This is a genomic window from Zobellia sp. B3R18 (assembly GCF_018860715.1).
Lineage (GTDB): Bacteria > Bacteroidota > Bacteroidia > Flavobacteriales > Flavobacteriaceae > Zobellia > Zobellia russellii.
In genome coordinates this window covers 1778375-1792627 of record NZ_JAHKQG010000011.1, presented here as the reverse complement: position 1 = coordinate 1792627, position 14253 = coordinate 1778375, and the positions used below count along the sequence as shown (strand labels likewise).

Here is a 14253-nt window from a genome sequence, read left to right as displayed (position 1 = left end):
TATCAGTTGTACTTTTTCGTCATTTATTATCATTTTTTGAATACATCGCCCCTATTTAAGCCATATCAACAAATACAACAAGGTTTGACTATGAATATGAAACCAAAATACAGTTTACGCTGAAAGTGTTCTTAAGGCCAGCCACGCCAATAATCCGCCCCCTAGTTCCAAAGCAGATTCATCAATATTAAAAGTAGGTGTATGCAGACCGGATGTAATGTTCTCTTGGGCATTTCCCACCCCTAGCATATAAAAACATGCGGGGTTGCGCTGAGTGTAGTATGCAAAATCTTCCGCTGCCATCCATTGGTCCAATTCCTCAACATTTTCTTCCCCTACATAGTCCTTTGCCTGGATTTTTAGGTTTTCGGTCAAGGTGGAGTCATTTTTTAAATGCGGGTACCCATGATTGATTTTCAGTTCGCAACTGCCCCCCATGGCTTCGGCCATTGTAGTGACCAATTTCTCCAGCTTTTCCAAGGCTGTTTTCCGCCAATCTTCATCCATAGTCCTAAAAGTACCTTCAATAGAAACTTCATTTGGAATAACGTTGATCGCACCATTGGCGATTACCTTACCGAATGAAAGTACGGACGGAATCTTAGGGTCCGCCACACGACTGACCAATTGCTGGGCGGCAACTATAATGTGAGAGGCGATCAGAACCGGATCAATAATTTTTTCAGGCATTGCCGCATGACCTCCTTTTCCTTTTACGGTTAAAAAGAGTTCGTCCATACTGGCCATGAACTTTCCGGAGCGAAAACCTACTTTCCCCACAGGAATATCTGGCCGTACGTGCTGCCCTATATGGGGAATACTGCCTAAAACGGTATATGCTTTTTCCTTGATCACGCTTATGGCCCCTCCCGGACTAAGCTCTTCCGCAGGCTGAAAAAGTAATTTTACACTTCCCTGAAAATCACCTTTCAGTTCCATTAAAATTTTAGCACAAAGTAAAAGGGAAGCACTATGGGCATCATGACCGCAGGCATGCATAACGCCATCTGTGGTGGAAGCGTAAGCTATTGTATTTTGCTCATGAATCGGTAGGGCATCAATATCCGCTCTAAGCAGCACCGTTTTTCCTTTTTCACGACCGTTAATGGTAGCCAACAAACCAGTTCCTGCAACCGATTCAATGTCCGTAATACCCAATGCCAGCAGTTGCTCCTTTAAAAAGGAACAGGTATTGTATTCTTGAAAAGAGAGTTCCGGATGTTGGTGCAAATGCCTACGGACCTCCACAAACTCCGGAGCGTATTTTGCCGCAAGACTCTTAATTTTTGCACGATTCTCCATAAAAAATATTTTAAAGCAGATTACCCACTTGAACCGAAATGCTTACTTCTTTGAAAAAAGTAAATCAAAATTAACGGTAACCTCATCCCCTACTACTATCTGGCCAAACATGGCCGTTGGGGGTTCCATACCGTAATCTTGCAGCACCAACTTCTTTTGACCTTTAATTTTAAGTCCTTCCGATGCCGTTTCCATAGTTACTGGAATCTCTACCGTTTTCTCCGTTCCGGCAATGTTTAAAGACCCCACTAAAGTAGATGTATCCTTTACCTCCTTAAGTTTAAAAATAACCTTGGGATGCGCCTCTTTTTTTAAGGCCTCATGCATTTTTTTGTCCATTGCCGCACCTCTTTCACTTTTAATATCGTCTACGGCAACCTCTAAATCAATTTCTTTGGGTGCAGTACCGTCATAAGTAAGGGTTGCGGACACCGAATTTGCGGCCACTTCCCATTCATGAACGGTAGAAGTCCCGTTTATGGTCAATGTACTGGTATCCGAAAGCGTATATTCATCCTGAGCCCGACCTACAAAGGTAAAAGCCACTAGAAGTACTAATAGAAATGTATTTTTCATGGTATTTAAATTGGCCAAAACATTAATGGCATTTTATAATCAATTTTCTATTCATCCAAAACGGTCTGCCAGAACTTCTTTTGTTCTTCCTCGGTAGGTTGAACTTTTGGACTTACCAATCTAAAACCTACATAGTTGGAATCTGTAAACCACCAAAAACTCTTTGGAATCTGTGGATCGCGCTTCTGCTGTTTTAAGCTTGAAGCCGTTCTGGCCGATGAACGTAATTTATCCGCATCATCATCCCAAGAACCACCCCTATACGAGCGTGGGTGTATTACTGTTGGAGTCACCCAAGGATTCTTCTTGTCCGTTGTGGCATAGGCATCTGCCTTGTATTCATCCAACGTCCATTCCGCCGCATTCCCGTGCATATCATACAAGCCCCAAGGATTTGGTTTTTTGGACCCCACCTTGGCATATTTACTTTCCGAATTCTTGTAGTATACCGCATACTCGTCTATCTGAGCTACATCATCCCCAAAACTATAAGCACTTTGTGTACCTGCCTTAGCAGCGTATTCCCATTCGGCCTCCGTGGGCAATCGGTAAAATTTTCCGGTAACGGCACTTAGCCATTTGCAATATACCAATGCCGAATATGCGGACATGCTTACCGCAGGAAACCCGTCTTTACCCATACCATACGATGGATCCTCATACGGCGGACTGGGACGTGTAATGGCATCAATTTTAATTACACGGTCATCATCCAATTTTACAAAAAGTTCTTTGTTCTGTTTGAAGAAAAGTTCAAACAAGTCCCATGTCAATTCATGCTTCGCCATATAAAAAGCGTCTAGCTCTACCTCCTTTTGAGGACCTTCATCGGCCTTTCTGTTCGCTTCCGATTCCGGACTACCCATGGTAAAGGTTCCACTAGGAATCAACACCATATCAAAACTCTTATCGGTTTCGGGAACGGTTTCGGTATAACCGTTAGAAGCCTCTACGGGTACTTTTTCCATTACTTTTTCTTCCGTTTTTTCCACCGCGGTTTCCTGGGTGGCCGTAACGGCTTGTGTAGATTTACAAGATTGTAGGACCGCCCCTATGAGACAGGCAGACAAGGTAATTTTGGTTAACTGAATTTTCATTGGTAAAATGGTTTTGCTAAAAATAGTTTTTTTTATCTACAATGGTCAAGCTCTACCCATTTTAAACCTTACCAACCCCAACCTCTTAACAACAGCTGTACTATTTGTTTAAAAACTAGCAAACACAATGCTCCACACCCCTTGCTATTGCCCTACAACTACCCAAAATAGCCTATATTTGTGCGAACGCTATAAATTATAAAAATGAAAAAACTACTATGCATAGCAGTGACCCTATTTGTTTCGGCAGGGGTTTTCGCACAAAAGGAAAACACAAAAGAATTAGAGAAGTTTACGGAGCTTAAAGTATATGACCGCATCGTGGTAAGCTTGGTAAAAAGTAACGAGAACAAACTTGTTATTACAGGAGACGATAAGGATGAAGTAAACATCTCCAACAAAAATGGACTCCTAAAAATAAAAATGGAGTTCGATAATTTTTTAGATGGGAACGAAGCCAAGGCCACTTTATACTATACAGAAGAGCTTGCCCTATTAGATGCCAACGAAAATGCAAAAATACGTTCGGACGAGACCATTAAAGGCGACCGCGTAGAAATCAAAACCCAAGAAGGTGGTAAAATAGATTTAAAAATAAACATCAAAGACCTCTACACTAAATCTATCTCAGGAGGGGAAGTTACCCTTACCGGTTCTGCGGACAAACAAGAGGTTATGGTGAATACGGGAGGAAAGACGTATAACAAACAACTAGACACCAATGAGACTACCGTAGTAGTCAATGCCGGAGGAAGGGCAGATGTAAAAGCTACCGATAAAGTAACGGCCAAAGTACGTGCCGGCGGTTCTATCTACATCTATGGCAATCCTAAAAGTATTGAAAAGGATAAAGTTTTTGGCGGTAAGATCAAAGAAATGGATTAGGGCTACTGCTCTATATCCACTGCTTCAAAAGCTACGAGTTCATTATCTTGAAATTGCGGGGTTACCTCAATAGGGTTGCAACATACCTCGCAATCTTCCACATAGGTTTGTTTTGAAACCGAGGGGTCCATTAGCATGGAAATTTCTTCCCAACAATAGGGGCATTGAAAAAAGTGTTCGTACATATAGACCTTTTTAAAGTTGCACCTGTTTTTTACTTTTGGACGATCGATAGATGGCATTTACTAAAGCGACCGATTTCCGCGCCTCTGCACCATCCACCATAGGTTTCCGGTTTTCCCTGATAGCGTTTACCATATCCTGAAGAACCACTTTATGATTGTGATGCCCAATGGCCGTAGGGTCTGTCGCGCCGCTTCCCTGTTCTTTTGAAGTTAATTCCGGAGCATCTTCTCCTTTTACATTCCATGCAATGATTTTCCCGCCTTCCATAATAATGCTTCCTTTCTCACCATATACCTCAACGCGTTCCGGGTAGCCTGGAAAAAGGGCCGTACCTGCCGTAATCGTTCCCATGGCCCCATTCTCATAATTTACCAATACCGCACCAACATCTTCCCCTTCTATTTCATGTACTCTAGTTTGTACATTGGCAAAGACCGAAACTGCAGGCCCCATAAGGTTCTGCAATAAATCTACGGTATGAATACCTTGGTTGATAAAAGCGGCGCCACCATCTAATTTCTTGGTTCCTCTCCACTTGCTATTGGCGTAATACGCCTGTGAACGGTACCAGTTGATACTGGCATTGCCCATAAGCAATTTTCCAAGCTTACCGGACTTTATCGCATTTTCTACCTGTTTGTAATCCGTGCTACATCTGTTTTGAAGTACACAGCCCAAAAGTACCTTTCGCTCTTCGCATAGGGCAATCAACCCATCTATTTTTTCAGTAGTTACCTCAAGGGGCTTTTCACTTAGGATATGTTTGCCCGCCTTAGCGGCAGCTTCTATTGCTATACTATGTTTTCCACTTTCATTACAAACACAGACCAAATCTATTTCTGGGTGCTGTACGAAAGTATTAAGGTCACTATAGATGGGCAATCCAAAATCAGCTTTCAGCTGCTCTACCCTATCCGCAGATTTTGTACAAAGCCCTACTATCCGGACGCCTTCCAGCTCCGAAAGACATTTTACATAGGTATGTACGATTGAACCCGTGCCAATAATTCCAACGCCAATATGAGACATATGATAGTTCTATTTTTGTAAAACTATACTACGAAGAAATTATTTGAAAGGCAAAGAATCCGTGCATTTACGGATGCCTTTTCAGTACGGTTTTAGACGATACGATTAAAATTCAACGTTAAGAAGTTGCCCGGTAAGCTGAAGCAATTGAAGTTCCGCAAGCTTGGCATCATACTTGGCCAAGTTCTTATTGGTCTGCGCATTCAAAAGGTTAATTTGCGCCTGCCGGAACTCTATGGACGTAATCCTCCCCAATTGAAACTGCTCTTTTGAACGTTCAAAATTATTTTGGTTGGTAATTACATTCTGTTCCTGAATCTGATAAATGGTCAATCGGTTTTCGTAGCTCGCCAGAGCATTAAGAATATCACGATCCACTTCTAATGTTACTTGCTCTTGCAACAACTCTTGGTTTTCATAGGCAATTTTGGAATTCTGCACCAAGGTAGTTGTTCTTCCGCCATCAAAAAGGTTCCAAGTAAGACTGGCCCCTAAGCCCAATGTAAGGCTGGTTCTGTTGCTCCCGGGAATAATTTGGCCCGGCAAAAAGGAATTGGGTGCACTTTGGTTCAAATTCCAACCGTACGAGCCCGTAAGCCCAATAGTAGGAAGGTAACCGGAACGATTCACCTTAATATCATACGCATTAATGGCCAAATTACGCTCGGCCTGCAGTATGGTTACGTTGTTCTGCTTGGCCTCGCCTATGAGCTCATCCAATTGCAATCTGGGCACAAAACGAACAATAGTATCCACTTGAAAATCCTCGGTCAAGCTTTGATTGACAATAACATTCAAATCCCTTTTAACATTGGCCAATTGCTGTTTGGTGTTCAATAGGTTAATACTATCATTGGTAACATCTACCTGAGCATTTAGAATGTCCAGTTTGGTATTCTGGCCGTATTCAAAAGCGTACTCCGCCCGTGTAATACGGTCCGTAGAAATTTCCAAAGCCTGTTTCAGCACATTTTCGTTCTCCGTAAGCCTAGCTACTTCAAAATAAATACTAAACAACTGCAACAAGGTATTCTCTATGGTCTCCCTAGCTTGTAATTCCGTAAGTTGATACTGCTCTTTTAGTCTTTTGTAATTGTAGAGCCTTCCTAAACCATCAAACAACGTATAGTTCAAGTTCAATCCGCCATTGAAGGATTGCGATTCCGCATGGTTTATTTCCAGATCAGGTCTGGGCTCGCCGGAGCTTTCAAATTGTCCCGGATATTCCGTATTGCTATTTAAATCATTGTAATTGGCGCCTGCCGTACCCGTAAGACTCGGTAAATAGCCAGAATTGAGTATACCCTGATTGTTATCGGCAATTTCTACTTGATTACCCGCTACCTTAATTCCAAAGTTGTTTTCCAATGTTAAGCGTACCGCTTCTTCTTTGGATAAACGCTTCTCTTGAGCTGTAACTCCTAGGCTGATAAAAAGAAAAATTAAGGGGACTATAACTTGTTTGATCATTCCTATTCTGGTTTCTTAATATTGCTGTTAGATGAGGCACTATTGCTTACTTCCGAACCTTTCATTACATCATGGGAAGTTCCGTTTAACGGCAGCCTAGGCTGCTCCGCCATATGTGCTTCTTCCTTCTGCTCCTTTATAGCACGTTCTACCTCTTCCTTAGTGATATCATCACCGGTTTTCAACCATTTTGTAGTTACTTTAATACGGTTACTGAACGCTAAGAACAGCGGCAATAATAACAAGGTCAGAACAGTGGCAAAAGCAATACCATAGGCAATGGATATAGCCATGGGCTTTAAAAACTGGGCTTGCCTACTACGCTCCAACAAAAGCGGAGCTAGACCTGCAATAGTAGTTATCGACGTCAAAAATATAGCCCTAAAACGTGAGCGGCCCGCCTCAAAAATGGCATCGTCAAATTTCATTCCACCACGCAAATTGCCATTAAACTTACTTATGAGTACCAAACCATCATTCACCATAATGCCTATTAAGGCGATAATACCCAATAACGATAGAATATTGACCGGAAAGTCATGAATCCAATGCCCCCATGCTACTGCAGTTAAACTAAACGGTACCAGCAAAATAAGTAACAACGGCTGACTGAAACTTCTAAACGTAAACGCTATAGTGATGTATATTAACAATAAAACCGATAGACCCACCACAGTTATGGAATCGGACATTTTTTTGGCCTCCCTGTTCTGACCTTCGTACGATGCCGTTACCGTTGGATATCTGGACTGTATTTCCGGCATTACGGTGGTACGGATTTCGTTCATGATATCCGTGGCACTTGTTGTTTTTTCATTTTTAATGTCCGCCGAAACCTGAATTTCCCGTTGTCCTTCCAAGTGGTTTATGGCCACATCTCCCCTTTCAATGATATAGGTTGCTATTTCCTTTAACGGAACTTTATTTCCGTTTGGAGTGGTGATTCGCATTTCATCCAAATCCGTAATGGAAGAGCGGTTCTCCCTATCGTAACGTACCCAAACCTTAATTTCATCTTGCCCTCTTTGAAAACGTTGCGCTTGAGAGCCAAAAAAGCCCGCACGCACCTGATTCATTACCGTACGTAGGTCAAGCCCCAATAAATACGCATTCTCTTTTAGCTCAAGTCTTATTTCCTTAATACCTGCAGGGTCATTATCCGCAACATCTTTTAGTAGGGCATTATTTTCCAGCACGGCCTTTAGCTCTTTTTTGGCAGCCTTTAGTTCGGTGATATTATTCCCCAAAAGCGAAACCGATACCGGATTACCGCCAAAGTTTCCTCCTGAGCCATAAATAAGGCTTTCAACCCCTAATACAGGCCCCATTAACTCTTGCAATCTATTGGTTACCATATCCGAACTAATGGCATCCGGACGTTCCTCACCTGGTAAAAGGTTAATATCCAAAGAAGCGGCAGAGGTACCCGGACCAATTCTCTTAATTGTATTTTCAAAAAGGACTTTATCCGTTCCCTTTAAGTACTTCTCAGTTAGCTCCTGGTTTACAATTTTAGACTTCTCCTCTATCAAAGAAATAATAGAATCCGTGATTTTTTCATTGGTTCCGTTGGGCATCAATAAATCTACGGAAACCCTGTCACTGGCAACTCTCGGAAAAAAGGCCGTTCTAACGATTCCGCCACCCACAGACCCCAATGTAAGTATCAAAGCCATAACAAAGAAAGCGAACATCAGTACTTTATAGCGCAGACCAAAACGTAAAGCAGGGCTGTAAATCTTATCGCGCATCCAAACCATGAAACGGTCTCCCATTTCATTAATGACCCTTAATTTGGCAAAAGCTCTCCCTATTGCCGTTTTTGGTTTCTTTTCTATGACCGTAAGTGCTTTTGAATGGGCCAAATGCGCAGGAAGAATTATTAGGGCCTCTACCAAGGAGACTACCAAGGTGAGGATTACGATTACGGATACCTCACTAAAGAATTCACCTATTCTACCATCTAAAAACAGGAAGATGGAAAAGGCCAATATGGTAGTGATAATTGCCGAAATAATGGGCGGTATTACCTCCATGGTACCATCAATAGCGGCTTGTATTGGACTTTTTCCTTTTTCGTAATGCTGATAAATGTTTTCCGCAATCACGATTCCGTCATCTACCAGAATACCGATTACGATAATCATACCAAAAAGCGATAACACGTTAATGGTAACATCAAAATATCCTGCAAATACGAACATTCCCAAAAAGGAGATAGGTAGACCGAATGCCACCCAAAAAGCCAAACGTGTATTTAAGAACAACGAGAGGAATATGAGTACCAAGATCATACCCACAATAGCATTCTCCGTCAACAACTCCGTACGTTGGTTCAAGGTAATACTACGATCACTGACCACGCTTAACTTTATGTTGTTGTGCTTTTGGTTAAAGTCCTCTATATATTCCTTTACCTTTTCGGCAGAACCCAAAAGGTCTTCTGTATTGGTACTCGTGATGGAAGCACTAACGGAAAGGTTCCCATCAAAATAAGAAGCATTGGGCGATTCTTCAAAACGGTCACGAATGATGGCCACATCTTTTAACCGCACCGCACTACCCGAAGCATCCGCACGGATAATCATATTAGACAGCTCATCTCCGTAATAAGACCTATTGTTGGCCCTGATCAAATATTCTTCGGAGTCGGTTTTAATATTACCTCCAGTAACCAAAATATTGGCATTGGCCACCGCCTGAGATACTTCATTAAAAGATATATTATAAGCCAATAAACTATTTTCGTTTACGGCTATCTCTATTTCTTCCAATGGATAACCACTCATCTCTATTTGAGAAATGCCATCTATGGTACGCAGCTCGTTCTCTACCTGTCTCCCTACTTGTTTTAAAGTAGCCAATGGAATCTGTTCCCCACTTATGGCAAACGTTATGGTCTCTCTAACGGCTTCTAGTTTGGAGACAATTAAAGGCTCCATTCCGGTAGGAAAAGAGGGCACCCTATCTACGGCATTCTTTACCTCCAAAAGCATGAAATCTATATCGCGCCCTTTTTCGATTTCCACATTAATAACCCCACTGTTCTCCCTTGCGGTGGAGGTAACCCGGTCTACACCTTCAAGACCTTTTAAGTTATCTTCTATCTTAAGAACAATACCCTCTTCTACCTCTTGCGGTGAAGCGCCGGGATAGGTTATGTTTATTGATATATTCTTAGAATCCGAAAGCGGGAAATAGCTAGATTTTAACGAAAGAGCGCCGGCAATACCAAACACCATAAACGCCAGTACAAAGACATCTACGGCAACGTGATACTTTATGAAATAAGAGATTATGTTTCTCATTAGTCTTTGGTTTTTGTGTTACTCTCGTCAAAAACCTTAACTAGCATACCGGCATAAGCTCCTACTACCGGTTTTGAAACAATGGTTAATCCATCAGGTACATTTTTTAGGACTACCTTTCTATCGGAAAAATATACCGGCTTAACATCAACCACATCTAAAATGGTGTCCCGTACCACAAAAATTTGGTCATTTTCAAGTAAAAGCCCCCTGTCTATTTCAATTGCGTTTTCCTCTTGTCTGGCATCTAGATTGGCCTCCAAGTACATTCCTTCCCTAAGATTTTCGTCTTTAACATCTATATAGGCCCTTATGGTCTGTGATGCCAAATCTACACTCCCGTTAATACGGGCAACTTTTCCTGTATACGTTTTAGTTCCATTAAGATTGATAAGCTCTACGCTTTCGCCCACTTTTAAAAGATCACTATAGTCCTTGCCAATGGCGACCTCCAACTCATACACGTCTGTATTAATGAATTCTCCCAATTTTTGACCAGATCTTACCAAAGTTCCCTCTGTAACCAAAGCCTCGGTTAGGATACCGCTAAACGGAGCCGAAATTCTATACTTAGAAAGACGTTGCTCCAAATTCTTTACATTATAGTAGTTGGTAAGAATACCACGACCGGAAATAAAATATTTCTCCTTTTCATCTGTCATTTCGGGCAAAGCAGGAGTCGTGTTCCCCATATTAAAATCGCTGAGGTATTTTTGCCACTTAGGGAATATCTCAGGATAATCCAACCTTAAATCCGGCATTATGGAAGTAATTAGATTGTAAAGGTTGCTTTTTGCCGATTGTACACTTGCCGCATATTCCGCAGCATCTATACGGATAATGGTTTCGCCGGCCCGGTAGGTCTGTCCCGCTTTAAAAAGCTTGTTCCCTTTTCTAAACACTCCCTGCACCTCTGAGTAGAGTTCTACCCTTTGTTTAGCACTTAAATTACCATTTGCAGGAATTACTATGGGGATACTTCCGTTTTTAACCGTGTCTACAAAGACGGTCTTAATTACTTTTTCAGGTTTTGGTCTAGGAGTTCTTTTACTGTTTACAATTGATACTGCTGCGTAAACCGAAACAATAATCAGCAAAACACCTAGTACGGTCAAGAGGATCTTTCGTGTATTCATAAGTTAGTTGGGCTATATAACCAGATGGTTGGACTACAAAGCTATCTAATAGTTTAAGTGAGCTTTGTTAAATGTATCTTAAATGTATTTTTTTTGAAATACCCGAAAAAAAAGGGACGCATAACTGCGTCCCTTTAACCAAACTAACTAATAAATTATGGAAATCTATTTTCTATTCTTCGTCTTCAAACTTTGTATCGGCCATTCTAGTTCTGCCGTACTCAACATTTTTGAAATCGATTTTATCATCTTCCTTATCATAATCAAAAACCAAGAACTGCTTTTCATCCATTGAATGAAGGCTCTTGAACGAATCAAATTTGTTGTTCTGAAGCTGTAACACCTCTAAGCTAGCCAATTGACCAAACTCTTCCGGAAGCTCTCCTCCCAATTGGTTATTGGCCAAAACAAGTTCCTTAAGCTTTGTAAGTCCGCCTATTTCCGAAGGAATACTTCCTTCCAACGTATTTTCAAAAAGACCCAAACTTTCCAATTGGGCCAATCCGCCAACAGATTTAGGTATATTTCCTTTTAGACTATTACTGGACAAGTTTAAAATTTTCAGGTTTTTTATTTCCCCAATACTCTCAGGAATGCTTCCGGTTATAAAGTTGTTGAAAGCCGTAAGCTCCATTAAACTTCTCATTCTACCCAATTCTAAAGGAAGTTCTCCTTTAATACGGTTCATTTCTATCTTTAGCACACGTAGTCTCGTAAGTTGTGCAATCTCTTTAGGAAGCTCTCCTGTAATGCCGTTAAACGCCAAGTTTAAAGATTCCAGTTTTTCCAAGTCACCAATACTGCTTGGGATAACCCCTTGAAGATTGTTATTAAAAAGATTGATTTCTACAACGTGGTTGTTTCTGACCGTTACACCCTGCCATGTAGAGATTTCTGCATCCAAGTTCCATTTTCTTTGCCATTCATCACCCTTCATTGCGTTGTACAACTCAATGAGCGATTCTTTTTCTTTCTTCGGAACGTCGGCCATAACCGTATGCACCGTAATGCACAAAAGCACTAAGTAACTTAATAGACTTTTCATACGAATACTATTTTTTTTGGTTGACAGTAAGGTTGGGCGCAATTCAAAGCGAATTACCCTACAAAAATAAGCCTTAATGTGGATGAAAAACAAAAATTATCGTTCAACGGCCCTATAATGTTGTGAAAGCCAGATATTTTGTTGTGAGCACTTTTTTCAAATGGTCATTTACGCCAAATCCTAGTAATTTTCTAGCTCCAAGGTAATTTCTTCCCACTTGGTCATCATTTGTTCCAACTGCTTTTTCTTCTTTTGATAACCATCAAAAAAATTGGGAACAGCAATAGTCTTGTCGTAATCCATTAACAATTTATGGTCTATCTCTGCTATCTCCTTTTCCAGTCTTGCAATGTCCGACTCCACTGAGCTAAGTCGGTTTTTAAGTGATTTTATTTTTTTCTGTTCCTTAAAGTCGGTTGCACTAGATTTTGGCGTGTCGCTTTTTTTTTGAACGTCCTGTTTTTTTTCTATCGCCCTAAAATCTTCAACCTTACGCTGATCCAGATAGTAATCTATATCGCCTAAATACTCTTTAATTTTCTTGTCCTTAAACTCATACACCTTGTTGGTCAGCCCTTGTAGAAAATCCCTATCGTGAGAAACAAGAACCAGGGTTCCGTCAAAATTCTGCAAGGCCTGTTTTAAGACGTTCTTAGATTGAATATCCAAGTGGTTGGTAGGTTCATCCATTACCAACACGTTAAAAGGCTGCAAAAGCATCTTGGCCAAGGCCAAACGGTTTCGTTCACCACCGGAAAGTACTTTTACGTATTTTTCCACCTCATCTCCCTTGAACAAAAATGAGCCCAGAATATCTCTTACCTTACTTCTGTTCTTTTCGTTGGCCGCATCTATCATGGTATCCAATATGGTTTTGTTACCATCTAAGTATTCGGCCTGGTTTTGGGCAAAATATCCAATTTGTACGTTATGCCCCAACTTTAATTTGCCTTCATAGTCCAAATCACCCACCATTATCTTGGCCAATGTAGATTTTCCCTGACCGTTCTGACCCACAAAAGCCGTTTTACTATCGCGCTCCAAAAGTAGATTTATACCAGAAAGTACATCTTTTTCCCCGTAGCTTTTAGAAAGTTCCTCTATTTCCGCAATAACCTTACCCGGAGTTATGGAGACCGGAAAACGGAGGTTCATTACGGCATTATCATCCTGATCTACTTCAATACGCTCCATTTTATCCAATTTCTTGATCAACGACTGTGCCATTGAAGCCTTGGAACTTTTGGCTCGGAACTTCTCGATCAAGCGTTCTGCTTGCTGAATTTCCTTTTCCTGATTCTTTAGGGCGTTCATCTGCTGTTCTTTTATTTCTCCTCTAAGCAAAAGAAACTGGGAATAGGGCTTTCCGTAGTCATAAATACGGCCCAAGGAGATTTCTATGGTACGGTTGGTAACGTTATCCAAAAACATTTTATCGTGAGAAACGATAACAACAGCACCCGCGTACCCTTTCAAAAAATGCTCCAACCAGATAATAGACTCAATATCCAAGTGGTTGGTGGGCTCATCCAGAAGTAACACATCATTGCTCTGGAGCAAGAGTTTTGCCAATTCTATTCGCATTCTCCATCCGCCGGAAAACGTGTCGGTTTTCTTATCAAAATCCTCTCGTTTAAAACCAAGGCCCAGTAGTATTTTTTCGGTTTCACCTTGGTAATTATACCCCCCTAATATTTCATAGCGATGGGTAAGATCGCTCAAGTCTACCATAAGTTGATGATAGATTTCACTCTCATAATCCGTTCGCTCTGCTAATTGGTGGTTAATTTCATCCAACTTAAGCTCTAATGCCTTTATTTCTTCAAAAGCCTGATAGGACTCTTCCAAAACGGTACGCCCCAAAACAAAATCTATATCCTGACGAAGAAAACCAATCTTAATATTTTTCTCCATGGCGATAGTACCCGAATCAATAGGCATATCTTTGGACAACATTTTTAAAAGTGTTGATTTACCCGCTCCGTTCTTACCGATCAGACCCACACGATCACCACCATTTAAACGAAAGGATATTTCCTCAAAAAGATATTCTCCGCCAAAAGAAACGGAAAGGTTATGGATATTCAACATACTTTAAAAATTCTAGATTCAGACAGGCATCATGCCCATAAGGTGGTTTAATTATTTTTGAAAAAACATTACTATTTGTAATGATAGTTACATTGAAAGAAAAGCCAAAGTTGTACTTTTATTCAAAG

At 41.0% G+C, this 14253-nt stretch carries 11 protein-coding genes; 1 reads left to right on the top strand and 10 read right to left on the bottom strand.

The window, feature by feature from the left end; all coding sequences use genetic code 11:
- Positions 1-114 precede the first annotated feature (114 nt).
- The 3 genes from KO513_RS13960 to KO513_RS13950 are packed head-to-tail and all read right to left on the bottom strand — an operon-like array spanning position 115 to position 2975.
- Positions 115-1302 carry a M20 metallopeptidase family protein gene (locus KO513_RS13960; protein WP_215913862.1) on the bottom strand — a complete coding sequence of 396 codons (1188 nt, stop codon included), beginning with the start codon at positions 1300-1302 and terminating at the stop codon, positions 115-117.
- A gap of 42 nt (positions 1303-1344) precedes the next feature.
- Positions 1345-1878 (bottom strand): YceI family protein, encoded by a 534-nt coding sequence (locus KO513_RS13955; protein WP_215913861.1) that lies wholly within the window; start codon positions 1876-1878, stop codon positions 1345-1347.
- A 47-nt stretch (positions 1879-1925) separates the two neighbouring features.
- Positions 1926-2975 (bottom strand): formylglycine-generating enzyme family protein, encoded by a 1050-nt coding sequence (locus tag KO513_RS13950; protein WP_252735803.1) that lies wholly within the window; start codon positions 2973-2975, stop codon positions 1926-1928.
- Positions 2976-3179: 204 nt separating this feature from the next.
- Between KO513_RS13950 and KO513_RS13945 the strand changes: the two genes are divergently transcribed.
- Complete coding sequence (locus tag KO513_RS13945; RefSeq protein WP_215437974.1) at positions 3180-3860, top strand: head GIN domain-containing protein; 681 nt, start codon at positions 3180-3182, stop codon at positions 3858-3860.
- Positions 3861-3862: 2 nt separating this feature from the next.
- Here the strand turns inward: KO513_RS13945 and KO513_RS13940 are convergent, their stop codons facing one another.
- The 7 genes from KO513_RS13940 to KO513_RS13910 all read right to left on the bottom strand — a co-directional run bounded on the left by KO513_RS13940 (position 3863) and on the right by KO513_RS13910 (position 14125).
- Complete coding sequence (locus KO513_RS13940; protein ID WP_215437972.1) at positions 3863-4045, bottom strand: CPXCG motif-containing cysteine-rich protein; 183 nt, start codon at positions 4043-4045, stop codon at positions 3863-3865.
- A 10-nt stretch (positions 4046-4055) separates the two neighbouring features.
- Complete coding sequence (locus KO513_RS13935) at positions 4056-5075, bottom strand: Gfo/Idh/MocA family protein (RefSeq protein ID WP_215913860.1); 1020 nt, start codon at positions 5073-5075, stop codon at positions 4056-4058.
- A gap of 105 nt (positions 5076-5180) precedes the next feature.
- The gene (locus KO513_RS13930; RefSeq protein WP_215437969.1) at positions 5181-6545 is read right to left on the bottom strand and encodes a TolC family protein; all 1365 of its coding nucleotides are present in this window, start codon (positions 6543-6545) and stop codon (positions 5181-5183) included.
- A gap of 2 nt (positions 6546-6547) precedes the next feature.
- Positions 6548-9853, bottom strand: coding sequence for an efflux RND transporter permease subunit (locus tag KO513_RS13925; protein WP_215913859.1), 3306 nt, complete (start codon positions 9851-9853; stop codon positions 6548-6550).
- Complete coding sequence (locus KO513_RS13920) at positions 9853-10989, bottom strand: efflux RND transporter periplasmic adaptor subunit (RefSeq protein WP_215913858.1); 1137 nt, start codon at positions 10987-10989, stop codon at positions 9853-9855. The genes KO513_RS13925 and KO513_RS13920 overlap by 1 nt, the downstream gene beginning before the upstream one ends.
- A 172-nt stretch (positions 10990-11161) precedes the next feature.
- Positions 11162-12034, bottom strand: coding sequence for a leucine-rich repeat domain-containing protein (locus tag KO513_RS13915; protein ID WP_215913857.1), 873 nt, complete (start codon positions 12032-12034; stop codon positions 11162-11164).
- Between the two features lie 180 nt (positions 12035-12214).
- Positions 12215-14125, bottom strand: a complete 1911-nt coding sequence (locus KO513_RS13910) for an ABC-F family ATP-binding cassette domain-containing protein (RefSeq protein WP_215913856.1) — start codon at positions 14123-14125, stop codon at positions 12215-12217.
- Between the last annotated feature and the right edge of the window lie 128 nt (positions 14126-14253).